Source organism: Pseudomonas graminis, from assembly GCF_004364335.1.
In the GTDB taxonomy this organism is placed as follows: Bacteria; Pseudomonadota; Gammaproteobacteria; order Pseudomonadales; family Pseudomonadaceae; genus Aquipseudomonas; species Aquipseudomonas graminis_D.
The window spans coordinates 164900-186674 of the sequence record NZ_SOCR01000002.1; the positions used below are offsets into that span (position 1 = coordinate 164900).

Below are 21775 nucleotides of genomic sequence, written 5' to 3' on the forward strand. Positions count from 1 at the left end.
GGCGTCTGCAGGGCTCTTTCTGGAGAATGCTTGTTCCAGAGTAAGGCGCAGTAACAAGCGGGTAAACTGCAAGCTCGAGCAATGACCGCCCTGCGCTCAACCGAACCCTGCCCTCACCGAACAAGGACCGCTCAATGGATTCGCTGACCGCTGGTAGCCAAACCGTGAATTGCCAAACCGTCGTCCTCGGCGCCGGTATCGTCGGCGTCTGTTCTGCGCTGCACCTGCAAGCGGCAGGCCAGCGAGTCGTCTTGCTGGACCGGGATGAGCCAGGCGCTGGCACCAGCCACGGCAATGCCGGCCTCATCGAACGCTCCAGCATCGTCCCGTATGCCTTTCCCCGTGAGTGGTCGCGGCTGGCGAGTTATGCGCTGAACCGGCAATCTTCCATGCGCTTCAGCCCGGCCTGGCTGCCGAAGATCGCCCTTTGGCTGTTTCAGTACTGGCAGAACTCCTCGCCCGCCAACCTGGCCAGCGCCAGCCGCGCAATGCTGCCGCTGATTGAACGCTGCGTGAGCGAGCATGACCTGCTCGCCGACGCGTCAGGCATGACCTCGCTGATCCGCGCCAAGGGCTGGATCGAGTTCTATCGCGACCAGGCGGAATTGGATCTGGCGGTGGCCGACGCCCGGACTTATGACCGTCACGGGCTGCGCTACGAGGTACTTGATGCGAGCCAGTTGCGCCAGCGCGAGCCTCATCTGAGTGGTGCGCTGGGCGCCATTCACTGGCTCGACCCGAAAAGCGTGAGCGATCCCGGTGCATTGGTCCGCGGTTATGCCGCGCTGTTCGTCGAGCGCGGCGGCGTGTTGCTCAAGGGCGACGCGGGCAGCCTTTGTCAGCAAAAAGACGGCTGGCAGGTGAAGACCCGCGAGGGGCTCGTGCAGGCGCAAAACGCGGTAGTGGCGCTGGGGCCGCAATCGGCAGAGGTGACGGCACGCTTTGGATACCGCATCCCCCTGGGGATCAAGCGCGGCTATCACATGCATTACGCGGCAAACCCGGATGCACCGTTGCAGCACTCGATCATCGACGCCCAGGCGGGGTATGTGCTGGCGCCCATGGCGCGGGGGATTCGCCTGACCACCGGCGTTGAGTTCACCGCGCCGGACGCGCCCATCAACGAGATCCAGCTGCGCCGCTGCGAAGCCATCGCCCGAAAGCTCTATCCCTTGGGAGAGAGGCTGGACGCCGAACCCTGGCTGGGTCGCCGGCCCTGCTTGCCGGACATGCGCCCGGTCATCGGGCCGGCGGCTTCGCACACAGGGCTGTGGTTCAATTTTGGGCACGCCCATCATGGCCTGACGCTCGGCCCGGTCACTGGCCGATTGTTGGCGGAAATGATGACTGGTGCTACGCCGTTTACCGATCCGGCGCCTTATGCCCCCGAGCGGTTCAAGTAAACCGTAGCGCGCCGCGCACCGCTGACTAATCCGCCTGCAAGCGTTTCTGGAAGAACAGCCGCTGGTGCCCCGGCGGATAGTCATCCAACTGACCAAACTGCTCATAGCCATGCTTGCGATAAAACTCAGGCGCCTGGAAATCAAAGGTGTCGAGCCACACGCCGACGCAGCCCCGGTCCCGGGCGAGGTCCTCGGCCATCACCATCAACTGGCTGCCCATGCGCTGGCCCCGGGCCTGTTCAGGCACGACCAGCAGTTCGATGAACAGCCAGCTGTAAAGGATTCGGCCATGCAGGCCGCCGAGCACGGCATCGGTCTGCTCATCCCGGACAAACAGCGCAAATTTTTCTGACTTGCCGTCGCCGGCCATGGCTGCGTTGTAATCCCTCAGAGGCTCAAGGATCTGCAGGCGTTCATCTTCAGAGGGGTTGGATTTGAATTCGATCCGGACACTCATGCGTCGCTTCCTGCTGACGGTAATGGGGACGCCAAGGTTGTCGGATCTACAGGAGGGAGTAAAGCGGCGAAGGGTTAAAGCAAAAAAGTAGCGAGGGGTTGGTGTGAATGGTCGTGGAAGCCCGGAGGCTTCCACACGCGCTCAAGCGCAGGGTCGATCAGTCTTTCTGATCGCGCAGCACGTTGCCGGAGGTGCCGTCGATGCGGAATTCGTAAGTCAGGCTGTCCGCTTTGCGGCCTTCGCCTTCCCAGTAGCCATTGTCGTCGGCTTCGATCTTGTAGATCTGGGTGTAACCCGCCGACTTGGCTTTTTCGATCGCTTTTTCGATGGTGATCCAGCCAGCGCCTGGTTTGTCCGCCAGGGCGAACTGTGCGGTGGTCAGGGCAGCGGTGGCGAGAACGGCAGCGGTAAGTTTCTTGATCATGATTGAACTCCATTTCCCTTTTCGGGCTTTTTAAAGGCGAATTTTTGGAGTTCGTGACCGGAAAAATAGTTCAGCCGGGGTTTGTAACCGCTTGATGCTGCCGAATGAATGCCACCGCCGACACTGGCTGAATGCTGCGCTGACGCGGATCAGCGCTTGACCTTGCGCCGCAGCACGCCGTTCAACACCACCACGACGACGGCGACAAAGATCGCGATGTACTGAAAGGTCTTTTCGCTGAGCACGCCGGTGGTCTGCAGATGGGACAGGCCAAGCATGATCGCCAGAACGCTCAAGGCGATGATGATCGAATAAATCAGACGCTGTTTGTTGGTCATTGCGGGATTCCTGAAAACCGGTGGAGATGTGGGCGCGGTGCAACTGCGCGGACATGGTACCTGCTCAAGTAGGCGCTGGCACGCCAGCGCCCGCATCGGCGCTGCGCCAGGGCTGCGACGAAGCGTCTCGGCCGCTGATGCCCGTCACTTTCACGTGGTTTAATACGCGCACTTTTCAGTCGCTTAAGCGTTTCAGGGCGGTAGGACGGGTCCGCAAAAAACGCATAATTCGTCCTTTGCCCTCATTCAACAAGGAGTTCCCAATGCCCCATGAAGGCAGCCTGTTGCAGGCCGCAGTCGTGTTCCTGCTCGCCGCCGTTCTCACGGTTCCTCTGGCCAAACGCCTGCAACTGGGCGCCGTGATCGGTTACCTGATCGCGGGTGTGATCATCGGCCCGTCTTGCCTCGGCCTGATCGGCGACCCGCAAAGCGTCGCGCATATCTCCGAGCTGGGCGTGGTGCTGCTGTTGTTCATCATTGGCCTGGAGTTGTCGCCCCGACGCCTCTGGACCATGCGCAAATCGGTGTTCGGTGTCGGCCTGGCGCAGGTGCTGTTCACGGGCGTGGCCATCGGCGCGGTCGCGTTGCTGGGCTTCAATCAGCCGCTCAACAGCGCCGTGGTACTCGGCCTGGGGCTGGCGCTGTCGTCGACCGCGTTTGGCTTGCAAAGCCTGGCCGAGCGCAAGGAGCTCAACGCGCCCCACGGTCGCCTGGCCTTCGCCATTTTGCTGTTCCAGGACATCGCGGCCATTCCACTGATCGCCCTGGTGCCGATGCTGGCGGGCGGTTCCCACGATGCCAGTTCCGGCGATTCCCTGCGCCACGGCCTGCAAGTGCTCGGTGGCATCGCCATTGTCGTGGTCGGCGGTCGCTACCTGCTGCGGCCGGTGTTCCGCATCGTCGCCAAAACCAAACTTCAGGAAGTCTCCACCGCAACGGCGTTGCTGGTGGTGATCGGCACGGCGTGGCTGATGGACCTGGTGGGCGTGTCCATGGCACTGGGGGCGTTTCTGGCCGGCCTGCTGCTGGCGGACTCCGAATACCGCCATGAGCTGGAAGCGCAGATCGAGCCGTTCAAAGGCCTGCTGCTGGGGTTGTTCTTCATCAGCGTCGGCATGGGCGCCAACATCGGCTTGCTGATCAACTCGCCGTTCACCGTGCTGGGCCTGACGCTGCTGCTGATTGGTTTGAAACTGCCGCTGCTGTTCTTCGTCGGCCGTCTGGCAGGCGGGTTGGGCAAGCAAAGCGCGCTGCGCCTCGGGCTGGTCCTGGCGGCGGGCGGTGAATTTGCTTTCGTGGTGTTCAAGATCGGCCGCGATCAGGGCCTGTTCGATGCCGCGCTGTACGACACCCTGGTACTGACGATCACCCTGTCGATGGCGCTGACGCCGCTGTTGCTGCTGGTCATGTCGCGCTGGCTGAAACCCAAGCCGGTGGTCAAGGAAGTGCCAGCCGAGTACAAGGCAATCGAATCCGATAACCCGCGTGTGGTCATCGCCGGCATGGGCCGGATGGGGCAGATCGTTGCGCGTATCCTGCGCGCCCAGAACATCCCGTTCATTGCGCTGGACACGTCGGTGGAAACCATCGAGTTCACCCGCAGCTTCGGTAATGTGCCGGTGTTCTACGGTGACCCCCTGCGACCGGAAATCCTCCGCGCGGCGAAGGTGGACCAGGCCGAATATTTTGTCATCGCCACAGACGACCCGGACACCAACATCAAAACCGCCGAGCTGGTGCGCAGGCTGTATCCGCACATGAAGATCATCGCCCGTGCCCGTAACCGTCAGCACGTCCACCGCCTGCTGGATCTGGACGCCGAGGCGGTGCGGGAGACGTTCTATTCAAGCCTGGAAATGACCCGCCGCACGTTGATCGGGCTGGGCCTGAGTGAAGCCCAGGCGGCCGCGCGCATCGATCGATTCAAGCGCCATGACGAACAAGTGCTCAATCGTCAGCACTTGATCTACGACGACGCCGCGAAGGTCATGCAAAGCGCGCTGGAAGCACGGACCGAACTGTCCGAGCTGTTCGAGTCCGACCGGATGGACGAGGAAGCGAGTGAAGCGCAGCCTGCAGCGAAGGCTAGACAGTAGGTCCTTCGGTTGAACCGAGAACACCTGTAGGAGCGCGCTTGCCCGCGAAGGCGGTGTGTCAGGTGGCATATTCGGCCGCAGGATGAATGCTTTCGCGGGCAAGCGCGCTCCTACACAATTCTTCGTATGACGCTGGTCTTTCGTCGACCCGAGGACCATTGCCGAATGAGCTTTCGACCGAAAGCTCATTCTCTTCAGCCCATGACCTCGCTCAGCGGAATGAAGTTGAGCAGGTCACCCTCCGCCACCGTTGTGCCTTCCACAATCTCGATCAGTCCGTCGGCCCAGGCGGCGCTGCGCAGCACACCTGAACTCTGGTTGCGGTAGGCAACCAGCCGGCCTTGTTCAAGGCGTCCGCGCAGGTATTCGCGCCGGTTGCCCGGTTTGGTCCAGGTGAATGCAGCCGGCACCTGGAACTGCAGCGGCCTGACGGCCTGAACCCCCAGTCGCCTGAGCAGATAAGGGCGGGCAAGCAGTGCAAAGGTCACCAGCGTCGAGGCCGGGTTGCCCGGAAGGCCGATCACCGGCACGCCACGGAAATGGCCGAAGGTCAGCGGTTTACCGGGTTTGATCGCCAGTTTCCACAGGGCGATCTCGCCTTCCTCACGCAGCGCGTGACCGAGAAAATCCGCTTCACCAACGGACACGCCGCCCGTGGAGAGGATCAGGTCGACCTCGTTCAGGCTACCCAGCGCCGCGCGGGTTTTCTCGAGGTTGTCGGGAAGGATGCCCGCATCGACCACTTCACAGCCCAGACGCATCAGCCAGCTGCACAGCAACACGCGATTGCTGTTGTAGATCTGCCCCGGTCCCAGCGGCTGCCCCGGCTCGATCAACTCATCGCCCGTGGACAGAACGGCCACCCGGGCGCGGCGCATGACCTGCACGTGGCCGAAGCCCATGCTCGCGGCCAGACCCAGTTCAATCGGGTTCATGACGGTGCCGGCATCCAGCACCTTGTCGCCGACCGTGGTCTCCTGCCCCTTCGGGCGAATGTTCTGACCGGCGCTTAACGGTTCGAGAAAGCGCACGGTCCCGTCGGCCTGGACTTCGGCGTTCTCCTGCATCTCGACGCAGTCAGCCCCTTCCGGTACCGGCGCGCCGGTGAAGATCCGCGCGCAGGTCCCGGGTTGGAGTGGCTCGGGCGCATGCCCGGCGAAGATGCGCTGGCTCACCGGCAGCGGCTCACCGGTCCAGTCCGCGACGCGCATCGCATAGCCGTCCATGGCGCTGTTGGGCCACGGCGGCAAATCCAGCGTCGAGACCAAGTCCTCTGCCAGTACGCGCCCCAAGGCATCAGCCAGCGCCACGGTTTCACGCTCGATGATCGGCGCGGCGGCTGCAAGGTCCATCAATCGCTGCATGGCCTCTTCGACCGGCATCAGGCGACTCATTTCAGGTGCGCTCATAAAGGCTCACCCGCGCGTCGCGCAGGGTTCGGCCTTCTTTAGGTGTGGCACGAAATTGCACGGGCGGAAGCTGTTGTTCAACTGATCAGCAAGAATACCGTCCCAGCCGGTGCGCACCGCGTTGGTCGAGCCCGGCAGGCAGCAGACGAGCGTGCCGTTGGCCAGACCGGCAAGGGCGCGGGATTGAATGGTCGAAGTGCCGATGTCGGGCAGGGAAATCTGGCGGAACAGCTCGCCAAAACCGTCCACCTGTTTGTCCAGCAGGCAGGCCACGGCTTCCGGGGTGCTGTCGCGGCCGGTAAAACCGGTGCCGCCAGTGATCAGCACGACTTGGACTTCATCATCGGCGATCCAGGTCGCCACCTGGGCGCGGATCTTGTACAGGTCATCCTTGAGCAGCACGCGCTCGATCAGGCCATGACCGGCGGTGGTCAGGCGGTCGACGAACATCTGGCCGGAGGTATCGGTTTCAAAAGTACGGGTGTCACTGACCGTCAGAACAGCGATGTTCAGGGGTACGAAAGGCGAGTCTGCCTTGGCTTTCATGGCGAGGTCCGGTTGTAGAGGAAACAGGGCGGTGTTATATCACAGCACCTGTTTTTTGCCGCGCCAACCGAGCTGATCATGACCCCTTCCGACGCCCTCCCGCCCTGCTCCATCCTGCTGCTCGCCGGCGGCCAGGGCCGCCGCATGGGCGGGCGTGACAAAGGCCTGATCGTCTGGCGCGACAAGCCCTTCATCGAACATTTGCATGGGCTGGTGCGCCCGCTCACGGATGATGTGATCGTTTCGTGCAACCGCAACCGCGAGCAGTACGCCCGCTACGCCGATCAACTGGTCGAGGACGAGCAACAGGATTTCCCGGGGCCCTACGCGGGTATTCGCGCAGGCCTTGCCGTGGCGAAGCATCAATACCTGCTGGTCATCCCCTGTGACATGCCGCTGCTGGATCGCACGCTGCTCGATGGCCTGCGCCAGACCGCTGCCGGGAATCCCGGCGTTCCCGTCATGGTTCGCCAGGGCGAGCAATGGGAGCCGCTGTTATGTTGCATTCCCACCCTCCACGGGAGTGTGTTCGAGCAGCATTGGCAGCAAGGCCAGCGCAGCCCGCGCCGAACTCTGGCAGAATTGCACGCCGTGGCGTTGCAGTGCGAGGCCGACGACCCGCGTCTGGCCAACCTCAACACGCCGGAGCTATTGACCCAGATCAAGCCCTGAGCGCAGCCGGCAGGTTTCATGGAACTTTGCCGTCACACTCTGCGTCAGACACATCACTAAACAAAATACCCCGGAGACACAGCAATGAAACAACGGACTCTTCCTGCCGCCTTCCTGCTTGCACTGAGCCTCGCCTCTCTAGCCGGTTGCTCTTCGCCAACGGTGATCACGCTGAACGACGGCCGTGAAATCCAGGCCACCGACGAGCCGAAGTACGACGAAGAGTCGGGCTTCTATGAGTTCAAACAGCTGGACGGTAAGGAAACCCGCATCAACAAAGATCAGGTTCGTACCGTTAAAGAGCTGTGATGCCGGCTTGATCGCGAGGGTTTGAAAAGACCGACGCCGAAAGCAAAAAGACCCGCCAATCGAGCGGGTCTTTTTTTGCCTGGAATAATCCCCCCAACCGGCCAAAAGCCGCGTTACCAATCCAGTGTGATGCGGCTTTCGAACACCCGCTCCTGCCCGGTCACCGGATCGGTGAAGCGCAGCCCCTGGGCGAGCAGTTTGAGCGGGTGGGCGTAGTCGTCCACGGCATCCTTGAGTACGTCGGGATAGAACGGATCATTGCAGATGCCGGCGCCCAGGGCGGCCATGTGCACCCGCAGTTGATGTTTTTTGCCGGTCACCGGGTACAGCGCGTAGCGCCAGAGCCCGCCATTTCTGTCGCTGACTTCCACGCGGGTTTCCGTGTTGCTCGGGCCGTCACCCTCCTGCATGCGAAAGAATGGTTCGCCATCGAACAAGCGGCTGTTGTGCACGCGGGGAAACGCCACGTCCGGGAGCGCAGGCGCAATCGCTTCGTAGCGCTTTTCAATCTGACGGGTTGGAAACAGCGCCTGATAGGCCGATCGCGTCTGCTTATTGGCCGAGAACAACACCAGCCCTGCCGTGTGCCGGTCAATGCGATGCAAAGGCACCAGATCGGGATTGTCGAGGGTCCGGATCAGGCGCCGCAGCAGGGTCTGCTCGACGTACTCGCCCGCGGGGGTGACGGGAAGAAAATGCGGCTTGTCGGCGACCACCAGGTGCTCGTCGGCATACAGGATCGACTCCTGCACCGGGATCGGCGTCTCGTTGGGCACTTCGCGAAAGTAGTGGATACGCAGGCCTTCGCGGTACGCCAAGTCCACAGCGATCGGCTGGCCGTCAGCGTCGAGCACCTTGCCCCGCGCGATCCGGTCCAGCCATTGCTCGCGGCTGATGGCGCTGAAGCGCTCGCACAGGCAATCGAGCACTGTCTGCCAAGGCCCGGGCGGCAGATACAAGGTGCTGGCTTGACGGTGGGCGGCGGTAAACACAGGTGCGGACATAAACGGCTCAGGCTGAAATGACAAGGACGACTGGGTGAGCATTATCAACGCCGGCGAATCATTGCGCGACTGGGTAAACGAGGGTTTCCTCCGAAGGCTCTAGCCCGAGCCCCTCAGAAGTGCGCGACGTTATGTCGCACGAAAAACCGGCGCCAGTTGTCTGACAACCACGGCGCAGCGCTGGATGCGCAAAATGATTTGTCCTAAAATGTTTCGAAATCGGCACGCAGGCGAGAATCCGAGCGGACACGAACACCCTCGTGACTGAAATCGAAAACGCCTGCCAGACCTGAAACTCATAAAAAGAAAGCCCGTCATCGACGGGCTTTTTTCGTTTTCAGGATGTGTACCGCGCGTTGAGCGCCACTGCCCACGACCATTTCCTTTCGCAACTTTTGAGGTTACGCCCATGCTGGTTCAATTCTTCCAATGGATCAAACGTCTCTCCACCGGGACTTCATCGCAGAACGACGAAAACTACTCCCAGTCCTTTTCCAATGAGGACCATGATGTGGGCCGCTGGACGTTCATGTCGGTGTTCATCGTGCTCACCCTGAGTCTGTACATCGTCGCTGGCCTGGGCTACTACGCCAAAGTGCACGTCTGGGACGGCATGACCGATGAGCAGAAAGCCGCCGTCGCTCAAGCCATGGTGGTCGACACGCAATATCTCTGATAAGCAATATTGCATAAGCCCACCCTGGCGCGCGGACTTATGCCCCGATTGCGCGCGCGTCAGTCGTTCAGAAACAGCACGACCTGATCGGTGTCGAACGGCCAGTCCAGTTCGGCACCGGTGTCTGCCCGTCTCAGCACGGGAATCCTCAGGCCATAGGTTTCGTGGTGCGCCTCGCTCTCGCCAATGTCGACCAGCTCCACCATCAAGCCGTGCTCCACCAGCGGCATCAATTCGGCTTCGGCCACCTCGCACAAGTGACACCCCAACGTTCCGAACAGCTGACATTCCGGTGGCATGACTGGGCCCCTCTGTGGCGGCGATTCCAAGGCTTGAATCGGCAAGTCTAGAACTGACCGCCAGTACCGTCGAGCCAGCGCATGCCTGCTGACCTCCCTCCTGTCGCCCCACCCACACTGGAGCGCGACGCTCGGCGGGCGCACCGGAACGGCGCAGAAACCGCCTCGGGCGAAACGGCAGTCTGGTTTACGCGATTGGAATGAACCTTCAGGAATGCGCCATACTCGAAACCCCATATCGTCATCCCCTAAGGAGAAAACCATGGCTCGACCTACAGCAGAAAAAGCCCAGGACATATTGATGTCTGACTTCCAGACGCTGGTTGCCGATACGGAAAAACTGCTGGCGCACACGGCCTCTCTGGCCGGTGAACAGGCTGACGAACTGCGTGAGCAGATTCGCGAAAGCCTGCTCCGTGCACGTGAAACCCTCAAACTGACCGAAGAAACCCTGCGCGCACGCGGTAAGGAAGCGGTCATCGTCACTGAGGACTACGTTCAGAACAATCCATGGCAATCAGTAGGCATCGCAGCTGGCGTCGGCTTCCTGCTGGGCCTGCTGGCCACTCGGCGCTAACGGCCATGACGCAGCCGACAGGTCCAAACGGGACCGATCAATCCTCTTCGCCACGGCGGCTGGGTGCGGCCTTTCTGGGGCTGTTGCACACCCATGTCGAACTGTTCGGCATCGAGCTTCAGGAGCAGAAAGCCCGTACGGTCAGGCTGTTACTCTTCGCAGGCCTGGCGCTGGTTTTCGCGTTGCTGCTGCTCATCGGCCTGTCCGCGCTGCTGCTGGTTCTCGTCTGGGACAGCTATCGCCTCTACGGGATCATCGGCCTGTGCGGGTTATACACCCTGGCGGCGATTTTCTGTGGAATGCGGCTCAAAGCAGCTGTTTTCGATGAGTCTTCACCCTTCCATTCGACACTGGAAGAACTGGCTAACGACCGCGAGCGACTGATGCCATGAGCACACCTCAATTGCCCCAGACCCACAATCGTCGCGAGCTGCGCAAAGCATTGATCCGCCTGCGCATGGAGATGCACCGTCAAGAGATCCGTCAGGAATCCTCGCGCCTGATGCATCCCCTGCAACGCATGCGCGGCATGGCCTCCGACCTGCCCGGTTCCCTCGGCATCAAACATGGGCCGCTGTGGGGCGTCGGTGCCGTCACCCTGCTCGGGTTTCTCACCGGCAAGGGCACGCGCAGCAAAAAAACCGGCAGCGTCACCCGCTTGATCAAGCTCAGCGCAACCGTTTTGCCGCTGATCAAAATGGCCCTGCAGAACTCGTCCCGCCGTCGCTGAAAGCCTTTTGGCTGCATTCTTGCTAGCTGCATCCTGCCAATAGCCCTCACCTTGCCCGATAGCCTTATCGGGTGAGGTGAGGGTGTTCGTCCGATGACAATCTGAAAAACCCAAGCATACCAACCGTCACCCCTACAAATCCCCACTAAGGAGGCCATGTGTTCGATGGGCAACCGCTCGCCTGTTTCCAGCCGTTCATCGACACCGCGACCGGGCGCATCGCCGGCGTAGAGGCCTTGGGCCGTCTACGCAAGGCGGACGGCAGCCTGCAATCGGTCGGCCCGTTGTTTGCGGACCCGCGGCGCCCGGCCGTGCAATTGCGTCGGCTGGATCGGCAGGTACGCGACAACGCCCTGAGCCGCTTTCACGAGGCGCCGAGTGACTGGTTTCTCAGCCTGAACATTTCCCCACGCTGGATCAGTCGCCTGCGCGCCGACGAATCGCCGCCCAGCCTCCAACAGCTGCAGACCCATGGCATTCCCGCAGAACGGATCGTCTTCGAGATCACTGAATTGAGCGGCGATGGCCAGCGCCTGAACGAGGTGGTGGCCCGCTACCGCGATGCCGGCGCGCGGATTGCCATCGATGATTTCGGCGCCGGCTATTCGCAGCTGGACCGGGTGCTGGCGTTGCAACCCGACATCCTCAAGCTCGACATGCGCCTGTTTCAGGCCGCAGCGCGGGGCGGCCCGAGCAGCGATGTGGTCAAGGCCCTCGCGCAGATGGCGGAGAAAACCGGCTGCTGGATCATCGCCGAGGGAGTCGAGACAGAAGCTGAGCTGGACTTCGCCCTGGAATGCGGCTCGCGTTATGTCCAGGGCTATCTGTTCGCCCCGGCGCAGCTGGATTTCTTCGAAGCCGATGCATTCGTCGACCGCTTCGCCGCCCTGCGTGATCGTTACGTGATGAAGAAAGTCGGCGAACGTGAACAGCTGATGACCCTGCGCAAACAACTCACCCAGTTGATGTCCCGGCTGCAGCGCTGGGCCGAGAGCAATGCGCCGCTGAGTGATTTGCCTCAGGTCACCGACTTCCCGTGGTTGCTGCGCTTTTATCAATGCGATCGCCACGGCACGCAGCTCACGCCCAATCTGGAATGGCGCAACGGCGCGTGGTCCGCAGACGCGCGCTACCTGGGCCATAACTGGTCTTGGCGGCCCTATTTCTACCACCTGCTCGCCGAGGGCTGGCACGAGCGTCGCCTGACGCTGTCGAGCACCTACCGCGACGCCACCAGCAATCAGTATTGCCTGACGGCCGGGCAGTTCTTCGACAACGGCGAGCGGCTGTTGCTGATCGATGTCGACGCGGCCGGGTTCTGATGAGGCCGCTCGACCTCGCCCCTTGAGTACAGGCTCAGCGATCTTGTGCTTGCAGCGTGCGGGGCGAACCGGGAAGCTAGCGCGGTAATCACCCGACGGAGTACCGGCCTTGGATTGGCAAACCCTGCTCACCCGCGAGCGCCTTGGCAAAACCCTGCACAGCCCTGAAGAACTGGGGCGCAGTCCATTCCACAAGGATCACGACCGGATCATTTTCTCCGGCGCCTTTCGCCGTCTCGGGCGCAAGACCCAGGTTCATCCGGTCACCAGCAACGACCACATCCACACGCGCCTGACCCACTCGCTGGAAGTCAGCTGCGTAGGCCGCTCGCTGGGCATGCGCGTTGGCGAAACCCTGCGCAGCGCCCTGCCCGACTGGTGCGACCCGAGCGATCTGGGCATGGTCGTGCAATCGGCCTGCCTGGCCCACGACATCGGCAACCCGCCATTTGGCCACTCTGGCGAAGACGCCATTCGCAACTGGTTCAAACAGGCCGCAGGCCGCGGCTGGCTCGACGCGATGAGCGAGGTCGAGCGCAACGACTTTCTCAATTTCGAAGGCAATGCCCAAGGTTTCCGCGTTCTGACTCAGCTGGAATACCACCAGTTCGAGGGCGGCACGCGGCTGACCTACGCCACCCTCGGCACTTACCTGAAGTACCCGTGGACGGCCCGTCACGCCGACTCCCTGGGCTACAAGAAACACAAGTTCGGTTGCTATCAGAGTGAACTGCCGATCCTCGAGCAGATCGCCGGCAAGCTTGGCCTGCCGCAAATCGAGGACCAACGCTGGGCCCGGCATCCGCTGGTGTACCTGATGGAGGCTGCCGACGACATCTGCTACGCGCTGATTGATCTTGAAGACGGCCTTGAAATGGAGTTGCTCACCTACGACGAGGTCGAGTCGCTGCTGCTGGGTCTGGTGGGCGATGATCTGCCGGAAACCTACCGCCAGTTGGGCCCCAATGACTCCCGGCGTCGCAAGCTGGCGATTCTGCGCGGCAAGGCGATCGAGCACCTGACCAACGCCGCCGCCCGCGCTTTCGTCGAACAGCAGGACGCGCTACTGGCGGGCACGCTGCACGGTGATCTGGTCGAACACATGCACGGCCCGGCCAAGCGCTGCGTGCTCAACGCCAAGGACATGGCGCGCAAGAAGATCTTTCAGGACAAGCGCAAGACGCTGCACGAAATTGGCGCCTACACCACGCTGGAGATCCTGCTCAATGCCTTTTGCGGCGCGGCGCTGGAGCAGTTCGGCGGGCATGAGCCGTCGTTCAAGAGCCGGCGCATTCTCGATCTGCTCGGTAATAACGCGCCCGACCCGAGCTGGCCGCTGCACACGTCCTTTCTCAGGGTCATCGATTTCATCGCCGGCATGACCGACAGTTACGCCAGCGAAATGGCCCGTGAGATGACGGGACACTCCAGCCCCGTCTAGCGCCGCCTTTAGCCGTGGCGGCTGTTCGAGGACGCCTAAGACAGCCCGAATACCAGCCGGTATTCGGGCTTTTCTCATTGGGGCGTCAGGAAATCCAACAGCAACTTCGGATATTTCCTACACAACCGTCGGAATGCCCTTATCGCTGGTCGTACATCCCTGCCGAATAATCCGCGCCATCCCGCGCCTTGGGACAACCGGACCCATTACCTCCCGAAGACACCGCCCCGCCTGCGAGTGCGCCGCCGGCCCGCCGTTACGCGGTCGCGCTCACTACCCCTACGTCTGGAACCGCCGATGTTCACTAAAGATTTCCGAATCCTGCTGGTTGAGGATCATCCGTTTCAGTTGATCGCCTTGCAGATCCTGCTGAACAACCATGGTCTGTACCGCGTCACGCCGGCGCTCAATGCCAGCGAAGCACTCGGCGCCATGGAGCGCAGCGCCGAGCCCTATGACCTGCTGCTCTGCGACCAGCGTCTGCCGGGCATGTGCGGCCTGGAGCTGATACAGACGGCGAGCCAGCGCGGCCTGGTCCAGCGCGCCGTGCTGCTCAGCGGCCTCGACGCGGACCCGCTGGCGACCCTCGAGTCCGAAGCCAGGGCGATGGGCCTGCCACTGCTGGGTTGCCTGAGCAAACCGCTCAACACCCTGGAGCTGATCGGCCTGCTGTCCACGCCCAAATAATTTCGTGTGCCTGCCGGTCTTTCCCGGGTGCATCCCGGTACCGATCCAGGCCGCTGCCGGACGCGCATTTCCAATGCGCCGTTGATATCGTTGAACCGACGCGTTTAGACAGGCAGGTACTGTTTCGCGAATGTGCAGGTTTATTCCGATTGGAAATAAACGCGCGCGCTGACATGCATATTAGTCAACCGTAAATGCTGTTACGTATTAAACATTCATGACCGCTGCGTGTATTCATGTACGCACATACGCTTATTTCTGTAGGAACATTCCTATATAGCGCTTCGGGCATGATCTCTTTATGTGCGCCTTTGAACATCTGGGATAAGGTGCGCGCTTTCTTGCCACCCGTTATGGATTGATCATGAACTCTATTTTTATTATCGACGACCACCCGGTCATACGAATGGCCATACGTATGCTTCTGGAAAACGAGAATTACGAGGTGTTCGGAGAGACCGACAACGGCGTTGACGCGATGCAGATGGTCCGAGAGTGCATGCCCGACCTCATCATCCTGGACATCAGCATCCCCAAGCTGGACGGGCTCGAAGTCCTCGCCCGCTTCAACGCCATGAACCTGCCCTCGAAGATTCTCGTACTCACCGCTCAGGCGCCGAGCCTGTTCGCCATCCGATGCATGCAGTCGGGCGCCTCGGGTTATGTGTGCAAGCAGGAAGACCTCAGCGAACTTGTCAGCTCGGTGAAGGCGGTATTATCCGGCTACAATTACTTTCCCAGTCAGGCCCTTGCCGCGTCGATCAAAAAAGAGGGTGACCCCAACGAGCTTGAGCGCTTCAAACTCGTCAATGACCGTGAACTGATGGTATTGCAACTGTTTGCCCAAGGGCGGACAAACAAGGAAATTGCCAAGGGCATGTTCCTCAGCAACAAAACGGTCAGCACTTACAAAACCCGCTTGATGCAAAAACTCAAGGCCAAGACTCTGGTAGAACTTATCGAGATGGCAAAACGCAATTCGCTAGTGTGAGAGACAGGATGCCAAAGGCGTTAAAGGACTATTGGATAGCAGCCGTGATTGTCTGCCTTGGCTTTGATACCCAGGCAGATACCCTGGCGCCGGAACGCTATTCGCTGCTGAGCCGCTCCAACCCGGCGCACATGGACGTAACGCTGGACCGCGCCCAGTGGCAATGGGTGCGCAACAAGCGCGAGCTGGTGGTCGGCACCTCCGCGCCGGACTATCCGCCTTTCGACATGACCCTGACCGGGCACGACTACGAAGGCTTCACCGCCGACTACATCGGCATTCTCGGACGCGTGCTCGACCTGCCCGTCAAGGTTCTGCGTTTCGCCAGCCGCGACGAGGCGATCCAGGCGCTGAGCAACGGCGACATCGATCTGCTGGGCAGCGCCAATGGCTATGAGGCGTCGGCGAGCGGGATCATGCTGTCCACGCCCTACGCCGTTGACCAACCCGTCCTGGTGACCCGCGCCGGAGAGGCCCGGCCCCTGAACGGCGACCTCAACGGCTTGCGCCTGAGCATGGTTTATCACTACCTGCCACCCGACGAAATCGCCGCGCTCTATCCCAAGGCGCGCCTGCAGACCTTCCCCTCCTTCCAGAGCGCGATCAACGCCGTGGCGTTCAACCAGGCCGATGTGTTTCTGGGCGACACGATTTCCACCCACTACGTCATTAACAAGGGCTATCTGAACAACGTGCAGATGGCCAATTTCGGCAAGCACGAGGCCAACGGTTTCAGCTTCGCCGTGCAGGCATCCAACCCGACGCTGCTGGACATCGTCAACCGGGTGCTCAAGGGCATTCCGGTGGAAGAACGCGTCGCCATTTCCAAACGCTGGGGTGCCGGCAGCGACCTGATGCTCACCGACCAGAAGCTGCAGCTCAATCAGCGCGAAGAGCGCTGGATCGCTCAGCACCCGACCGTTCGCGTGGTTTTCAACGAGGCCTATGCGCCGCTTACGTTCTTTGATGGGGCCGGCAATTTCAGCGGGGTGACCGCCGACTTGCTCGAACTCATCCGCCTGCGCACCGGGCTCACCTTCAAGGTCAGCCATGCCGCCAGCATGAACGACATGACCCACCAGCTCAGCCAGGGCCAGGCCGACCTGATCGGCGCGATGATTCCCAGCGACGAGCGCCAGAACCGCTTCAATTTCAGCCGGCCCTACATGGACAACGTGTTCGTGCTGGTCACTCGCAAGGAAACCTCGGCGCCCTCCAATCTCGATCAGCTGGACGGCAAGCGTGTGGCGCTGGCCCTCAGCAGCCCGATCCTGCCCTTCCTGCGCGAGCAGCATCCGGGCATTTATCCGGTGGAGGTCGACAACCCGGCGCAAGCCCTGGACATGCTCGCCCATGGCCGGGCGGAGGGCGCCATTACATCGCTGTTCAGCGCCAGTTATTTCCTCTCCTCCCGGGCGTTGAACGATACGTTGCAGATGCGCGTGACGGTCGGTCAGGAACCGGCGCGCATTGCCATGGCCACGTCACGCAACGCGACCGAGCTGACCTCGATTCTCGACAAGGCGCTGTCGAGCATCGCGCCGGAAGACCTGGCCGCGATCAACAACCGCTGGCGCACTTACACGCCGCCGGGCAGCGGTGCGTGGCATGACTATCAGTTGGTGATTTATCAGATCGTCGGCGGCGCAAGTCTGTTGCTGCTGGGCTCGCTGGCCTGGAATGCCTGGATGCGCCGGCAGATCAAGCAGCGCGAGCGAGCCGAGCGGGCGCTCAATGATCAGTTCGAATTCATGAGCGCGCTGGTCAACGGCACGCCTCATCCGATCTATGTCCGCGACCGCGACGGCCTGCTGAAAATATGCAACGAAAGCTACCTCGCCGCCTTTGCCGCGCGACGCGAGGACGTGATCGGTAAAAGTATTCTGGACGGCATTTTAAGCAACACCGAAGAGGCTCTGGGCTACGTCGAGGACTACAAGCGCGTCATGGCCGAGGACGAGCCGCTGATTCTTGATCGTTCGCTGCACATCGGCGGCCGCGAGCTGACGATCTACCACTGGATCCTGCCGTTCCGTGACTCCCTCGGCAAAGTCCAGGGCATCATCGGCGGCTGGATCGATATCAGCGAACGGCGGCAATTGATCGAGCAACTGCAGACGGCCAAAGACCTTGCGGACGATGCCAATCGCGCCAAAAGTACCTTCCTGGCGACCATGAGCCATGAGATCCGCACGCCAATGAACGCCGTCATCGGCATGCTCGAACTGGCACTGAAGCGTGCCGACCAGGGCCATCTGGACCGCCCGGCCATCGAAGTGGCCTACAGCTCGGCGAAGGATTTGCTGGAGCTGATCGGCGATATTCTCGACATCGCCCGCATCGAGTCAGGCCGACTGAGCCTGAGCCCCGAGCGCGCCAATCTGCGCCAACTGGTCGAGTCCGTGGTGCGGGTGTTCGACGGCCTTGCCCGGCAAAAAAGCCTCACCCTGGCACTGGATCTGGACGCGCGGACCAACACGGATGTGCTGATCGACCCGCTGCGCTTCAAGCAGATCCTCTCCAATCTCATCAGCAACGCCATCAAATTCACCGAGAGGGGTCAGGTCAAGATCAGCTTGCAGACCGAGGCCGGGCGCAGTCCCCAGCAAATGCGCGTGCAAGTGGTGATTCACGACAGTGGCATCGGGATCACCGAGCAGGACCAGCAGCGGCTGTTTGCGCCTTTTGCCCAGGTCGATCAGTCAGGGCAACTGGCGCGCACCGGCGCCGGCCTTGGCCTGGTGATCTGTCGCAGCCTGTGCGAAATGATGGGCGGAAACCTGACGCTGAGCAGCCGTCCCGGGGATGGCACGCGAATCGAAATGACCTTCGAGTTCACCACCCTCGAGCCGCTGGAGGCGAAAAGCATCGCCCGTGAAGCGCCCCCCCATGCCTCAAGCGCGCTGCACATCCTGATCGTCGACGATCACCCGGCGAACCGCCTGCTGCTGTTGGAGCAACTGTGCTTTCTGGGGCATCGCTGCGACATGGCGGTACAGGGCGCCGAAGCGCTCGAACGCTGGCGTACCGAGCGTTTCGACCTGGTGATCGCCGATTGCAATATGCCGGTGATGAACGGCTACGATCTGGTCCGGGCCATCCGCCAGCGGGAGCAAAGCGAAGCACGTCCACGTTGCACCGTGCTGGGCTACACCGCCAATGCGCAACCGGAGGAAAAGCAACGCTGCCGTGATGCCGGCATGGACGACTGCCTGTTCAAACCCATCAGCCTGACGGCGTTGAACGACCGCTTGAGCAAGATCCTGCCACTGCCGGCGCGCCCAACCGTGCCTGTTCAGCCGCCGCCGGCCGTGTTCGACCCGCAAACCATCGCAGCGCTGACCGGTGGCAGGGCCGACATGAATGAGCGGCTGCTCGATCAACTCATCACCAGCATTCGTCAGGACCGTGCCGAACTGAACGCGACCCGTCTTCCGGAGCAGCTGAAAGACATCGGCCACAAGGTGCGCGGCGCCGCGAACATCATCTCTGCGACGGCTGTCATGCAAGGCTGCGAAGCGCTTGAAGCGGTCTGCGGAGGTGAAGCGCCGGAGGCCATTGTCAACCAGCGGCAGTCAGCACTTGATCTGGCGATGGAAGCGCTGGAGCAGGCGTTGTTGGCGTATCGCAGTGAAACACCCGCGCCAGAGGGAGGGCCGCCGGCATGAGGCTGATGGCCATGAGCGCGGCTGACTTTCAGGCGTTTGCCGCCCGTTCGGTCGCCGGGTATGCCCGGGATATTGCCCGCACTTACGGACTGCCTGACGCGTCGGCCTTCACCAGCGCCAGCGCTGACTTCAATGAACTCTTGGAGGACGGCCTGGAAACCGAGGGGCATTATTTCTACCGCTTGTGCATCGGCGATGATGTTGAGGTGGGCAGTCTCTGGATAGGGGTTGTGGAGAACCCGCCGTTGCCCACCCGCCTGTTTGTCTACGACCTGGAGATTGATCCGGCCTTCAGACGTCAGGGCCTGGGCAGGCAGGCACTGAACGCCGTCGAAACGTGGGCCATCGAGCGCGGCATTCGCCGTCTGGAACTGAACGTGTTTTCTGACAACGTTGCCGCGCGGACGCTGTACGAGACCTCAGGAATGGCTGCCTGTGAAATCACCATGGGCAAGGATTTGTAGCACGCCGTTGTGCGCCACCGATCAGGGCGGCCCGGCGGCAGAATCGACGCTGCCGTACGGCGCCAGATGCTCGCTCAGGTAGTTCAGCAGAATGCTCACCTTCGGCAGCGCCTCTCGGGTTTTCAGCCAGACCAGGTTCATCGGCAGTCCATCAGTGGCAAGCTCCGGCAGCACTTCCACGAGTCGACCTTCGTTGAGGTGGGTTTGCACCAGCCAGGTCGGCAACTGGGCGATGCCATGACCGGCCAGTGTCGCCGACACTTCGCCCTCCCCGTCGCCGACGGCAATGCGCGGATGAATGACTCGACGCTCCTGATCCCCCGGCACGCGCCCGCGAAAATACCAGGGCCCGACCTGCCCGTCGGAGTGGCCGTAGGCGATGCAGTGATGGTGCTCGAGATCGGCGTCCGTCTCGGGCCGACCGTGCTCGGCGATGTAACTCGGCGCGGCGCAGAAGACCAGTCGCTGAGCGCCGATGAAACGATGCCCGAGCCCCGCGGCCCACGCGTCGCGTCCGCCGATCCTGACCACGATATCGATGCCTTCATGCACCGGGTCGATGAACCGGTCGGAGAACGAAATGTGCGGCTGCAGCAGCGGGTATTCCCTGACGAAATTGAGAATCAGCGGCAACACATGGAGGCGTCCGTAGGACGCAGGCAAATCAATCCGCACCCGCCCATGGGGTTCATGCCGCTCGGACGCAAGCGCCAGTTCGGCTTCTTCGAGGTCAGCCAGCACGCCGCTGCAGGTGGCGTAGAACTTCACCCCGGCTTCAGTGAGAGCCAGGCGGCGCGTGGTGCGATTGAACAGCCGTTGACCCAATCGCTGCTCCAGGCGGGCGATGCTTTTACTGACCGCTGACGCTGTCAGGTTCAGCTTCAGTGCCGCATTGGCGAAGCTGCCCAAATCGGCCACGGCCACAAATACGTCAATGCCCTTGAGGCGTTCGGACGAAAACACGGCGAATACCATTACTGAACTGAGTTCGCGATAGTAAGTCATTTATGTCGCGGATGAGAACGCAAATCTCCAATAGGCTATGGCAACGACTCTTGGAGCTTCTTCTATGCAACCTTCACATTCCGCAACGGCGTCCGCGCCGGATGCCACGTCTCGATCCGGTGTGCAGATCCTGATCATGGCGATCGCTGCATTCATCATCGTCACCACCGAATTCCTGATTGTCGGACTGCTTCCGGCCATGGCCCACGACCTCGGCGTTTCCATCGCCGTGGCTGGCCAGGTGGTGACGCTGTTCGCTTTTACCGTCATGTTGTTCGGGCCGTTCCTCACGGCAAAACTGGCCGGCGTCGAGCGCAAAAAGCTGTTCACCATCATCCTGCTGGTGTTTGCCGCTTCCAACGTGCTGGCGGCGCTGTCCACCAACATCTGGGTCATGGCCCTCGCGCGGTTCATTCCGGCGCTGGGCTTGCCCGTGTTCTGGGGCACCGCCAGTGAAACCGCCGGGCAACTGGCAGCACCCGGCAAATCGGGTCAGGCCGTGTCACGGGTTTACCTGGGCATTTCCGCTGCGCTGGTGTTCGGCGTACCGCTGGGCACCGTCGCTGCCGATACCCTCGGCTGGCGCGGCAGCTTCTGGGTGCTGGCCGTCATCTCCCTGGTCATCGCCGTCCTGATGCAACTGTGCATGCCGACCTTGCCCTCCTCGCCTGCCAAGCACGGCGAGAAGCAGACCGACATCCTCAAACAGCCGCGCTTTATCGCCCATGTGTTGCTGTCGGTACTGGCGTTCACCGCGATGTTCACGGCTTACACCTACCTGGCCGATATCCTCCAGACCCTGGCCGGCGTTCCAACCAATCAGGTCGGCTGGTGGCTGATGGGCTTCGGTGCGGTCGGCATGATCGGCAACCAATGGGGCGGCAAGCTGGTCGATCGCAGCCCGCTGGGCGCGATGGTGTTGTTCCTGGTGATTCTGAGTATCGGCATGGCCGCCGCCATTCCATTGGCCACAGACCACCTCTGGCTAATCGCCGCGCTGGTCCTGTGGGGCATTGCGTATACCGCGCTGTTCCCGGTGTGTCAGGTGCGTGTCATGCAAGCCGGTGCCAAGGCTCAGGCGTTGGCGGCGACCATGAATATCTCGGCGGCTAACGCCGGCATTGGCCTGGGCGCGATTTTTGGCGGGTTGGGTATCGGCCACTTCGGACTTGGGTCGCTGGGCTGGATCGCGACCGGGATCGCTGCCCTGGCGATCGTGGTTGCGCTGTTGATGATGCGTAAGCAGTAAGGACCCGG

The 21775-nt window shown here is 61.6% G+C and carries 23 protein-coding genes; 15 read left to right on the plus strand and 8 right to left on the minus strand.

Annotated features, from left to right (window positions below; translation table 11 throughout):
- Positions 1 to 164: 164 nt before the first annotated feature.
- Positions 165 to 1403 (plus strand): NAD(P)/FAD-dependent oxidoreductase, encoded by a 1239-nt coding sequence (locus EC919_RS03250; protein WP_133771776.1) that lies wholly within the window; start codon positions 165 to 167, stop codon positions 1401 to 1403.
- A 25-nt stretch (positions 1404 to 1428) separates the two neighbouring features.
- Here EC919_RS03250 and EC919_RS03255 read toward each other — a convergent pair whose 3' ends face one another.
- From EC919_RS03255 to EC919_RS03265, 3 genes are all read right to left on the minus strand, one after another.
- Positions 1429 to 1860 carry a GNAT family N-acetyltransferase gene (locus tag EC919_RS03255; protein ID WP_133771167.1) on the minus strand — a complete coding sequence of 144 codons (432 nt, stop codon included), beginning with the start codon at positions 1858 to 1860 and terminating at the stop codon, positions 1429 to 1431.
- A gap of 157 nt (positions 1861 to 2017) precedes the next feature.
- The gene (locus EC919_RS03260) at positions 2018 to 2284 is read right to left on the minus strand and encodes a PepSY domain-containing protein (protein ID WP_133771168.1); all 267 of its coding nucleotides are present in this window, start codon (positions 2282 to 2284) and stop codon (positions 2018 to 2020) included.
- 149 nt (positions 2285 to 2433) lie between these two features.
- Positions 2434 to 2622, minus strand: coding sequence for a hypothetical protein (locus tag EC919_RS03265; RefSeq protein WP_122538211.1), 189 nt, complete (start codon positions 2620 to 2622; stop codon positions 2434 to 2436).
- A 263-nt stretch (positions 2623 to 2885) separates the two neighbouring features.
- Between EC919_RS03265 and EC919_RS03270 the strand changes: the two genes are divergently transcribed.
- Positions 2886 to 4718: a monovalent cation:proton antiporter-2 (CPA2) family protein gene (locus EC919_RS03270; RefSeq protein WP_133771170.1), complete on the plus strand. Its 1833-nt coding sequence runs from the start codon at positions 2886 to 2888 to the stop codon at positions 4716 to 4718.
- Between the two features lie 194 nt (positions 4719 to 4912).
- On the opposite strand, the gene EC919_RS03275 is transcribed toward EC919_RS03270, so the two are convergent.
- Positions 4913 to 6127, minus strand: coding sequence for a molybdopterin molybdotransferase MoeA (locus EC919_RS03275; RefSeq protein ID WP_166650479.1), 1215 nt, complete (start codon positions 6125 to 6127; stop codon positions 4913 to 4915).
- A gap of 6 nt (positions 6128 to 6133) precedes the next feature.
- Entirely contained in the window at positions 6134 to 6673 is a 540-nt protein-coding gene (gene moaB / locus EC919_RS03280; RefSeq protein WP_065991499.1) for a molybdenum cofactor biosynthesis protein B, read from the minus strand.
- Between the two features lie 78 nt (positions 6674 to 6751).
- On the opposite strand from moaB, the gene mobA reads away from it, so the two are divergent.
- Together mobA and EC919_RS03290 are read left to right on the plus strand one after the other, a co-directional pair.
- Positions 6752 to 7345, plus strand: coding sequence for a molybdenum cofactor guanylyltransferase MobA (gene mobA / locus EC919_RS03285; protein ID WP_133771172.1), 594 nt, complete (start codon positions 6752 to 6754; stop codon positions 7343 to 7345).
- A gap of 84 nt (positions 7346 to 7429) precedes the next feature.
- Positions 7430 to 7654, plus strand: a complete 225-nt coding sequence (locus EC919_RS03290; protein WP_074887297.1) for a YgdI/YgdR family lipoprotein — start codon at positions 7430 to 7432, stop codon at positions 7652 to 7654.
- A gap of 113 nt (positions 7655 to 7767) precedes the next feature.
- On the opposite strand, the gene EC919_RS03295 is transcribed toward EC919_RS03290, so the two are convergent.
- Complete coding sequence (locus EC919_RS03295) at positions 7768 to 8658, minus strand: RluA family pseudouridine synthase (protein WP_133771174.1); 891 nt, start codon at positions 8656 to 8658, stop codon at positions 7768 to 7770.
- 409 nt (positions 8659 to 9067) lie between these two features.
- On the opposite strand from EC919_RS03295, the gene EC919_RS03300 reads away from it, so the two are divergent.
- Positions 9068 to 9334, plus strand: coding sequence for a hypothetical protein (locus tag EC919_RS03300; RefSeq protein WP_133771176.1), 267 nt, complete (start codon positions 9068 to 9070; stop codon positions 9332 to 9334).
- A gap of 59 nt (positions 9335 to 9393) precedes the next feature.
- Here the strand turns inward: EC919_RS03300 and EC919_RS03305 are convergent, their stop codons facing one another.
- Positions 9394 to 9633, minus strand: a complete 240-nt coding sequence (locus tag EC919_RS03305; protein ID WP_133771178.1) for a glutaredoxin family protein — start codon at positions 9631 to 9633, stop codon at positions 9394 to 9396.
- A 262-nt stretch (positions 9634 to 9895) separates the two neighbouring features.
- Here EC919_RS03305 and EC919_RS03310 point away from each other — a divergent pair, with 262 nt between their 5' ends.
- The 9 genes from EC919_RS03310 to EC919_RS03350 all read left to right on the plus strand — a co-directional run bounded on the left by EC919_RS03310 (position 9896) and on the right by EC919_RS03350 (position 19513).
- Positions 9896 to 10210: a DUF883 family protein gene (locus EC919_RS03310; RefSeq protein ID WP_065991492.1), complete on the plus strand. Its 315-nt coding sequence runs from the start codon at positions 9896 to 9898 to the stop codon at positions 10208 to 10210.
- A 5-nt stretch (positions 10211 to 10215) separates the two neighbouring features.
- Positions 10216 to 10602: a phage holin family protein gene (locus tag EC919_RS03315; protein ID WP_133771180.1), complete on the plus strand. Its 387-nt coding sequence runs from the start codon at positions 10216 to 10218 to the stop codon at positions 10600 to 10602.
- Entirely contained in the window at positions 10599 to 10940 is a 342-nt protein-coding gene (locus EC919_RS03320) for a hypothetical protein (protein WP_133771182.1), read from the plus strand. The genes EC919_RS03315 and EC919_RS03320 overlap by 4 nt, the downstream gene beginning before the upstream one ends.
- 158 nt (positions 10941 to 11098) lie before the next feature.
- Complete coding sequence (locus EC919_RS03325; RefSeq protein WP_133771184.1) at positions 11099 to 12262, plus strand: EAL domain-containing protein; 1164 nt, start codon at positions 11099 to 11101, stop codon at positions 12260 to 12262.
- A 109-nt stretch (positions 12263 to 12371) separates the two neighbouring features.
- Positions 12372 to 13703: a deoxyguanosinetriphosphate triphosphohydrolase gene (locus EC919_RS03330; protein ID WP_074887279.1), complete on the plus strand. Its 1332-nt coding sequence runs from the start codon at positions 12372 to 12374 to the stop codon at positions 13701 to 13703.
- Positions 13704 to 14000: 297 nt separating this feature from the next.
- Positions 14001 to 14390 carry a response regulator gene (locus EC919_RS03335; RefSeq protein WP_133771186.1) on the plus strand — a complete coding sequence of 130 codons (390 nt, stop codon included), beginning with the start codon at positions 14001 to 14003 and terminating at the stop codon, positions 14388 to 14390.
- A gap of 364 nt (positions 14391 to 14754) precedes the next feature.
- Positions 14755 to 15381 (plus strand): response regulator transcription factor, encoded by a 627-nt coding sequence (locus tag EC919_RS03340; RefSeq protein ID WP_133771188.1) that lies wholly within the window; start codon positions 14755 to 14757, stop codon positions 15379 to 15381.
- A gap of 8 nt (positions 15382 to 15389) precedes the next feature.
- A complete protein-coding gene (locus EC919_RS03345; RefSeq protein WP_133771190.1) occupies positions 15390 to 19049 on the plus strand; it encodes a transporter substrate-binding domain-containing protein in 3660 nt (1219 codons plus the stop codon).
- On the plus strand, positions 19046 to 19513 hold the full coding sequence (locus EC919_RS03350) for a GNAT family N-acetyltransferase (protein WP_133771192.1): 468 nt from the start codon (positions 19046 to 19048) through the stop codon (positions 19511 to 19513). Before EC919_RS03345 ends, EC919_RS03350 begins: the two co-directional genes overlap by 4 nt.
- 21 nt (positions 19514 to 19534) lie before the next feature.
- On the opposite strand, the gene EC919_RS03355 is transcribed toward EC919_RS03350, so the two are convergent.
- Complete coding sequence (locus EC919_RS03355) at positions 19535 to 20476, minus strand: LysR family transcriptional regulator (RefSeq protein WP_133771781.1); 942 nt, start codon at positions 20474 to 20476, stop codon at positions 19535 to 19537.
- 106 nt (positions 20477 to 20582) lie between these two features.
- On the opposite strand from EC919_RS03355, the gene EC919_RS03360 reads away from it, so the two are divergent.
- A complete protein-coding gene (locus EC919_RS03360) occupies positions 20583 to 21767 on the plus strand; it encodes an MFS transporter (RefSeq protein ID WP_133771194.1) in 1185 nt (394 codons plus the stop codon).
- Positions 21768 to 21775: the final 8 nt, after the last annotated feature.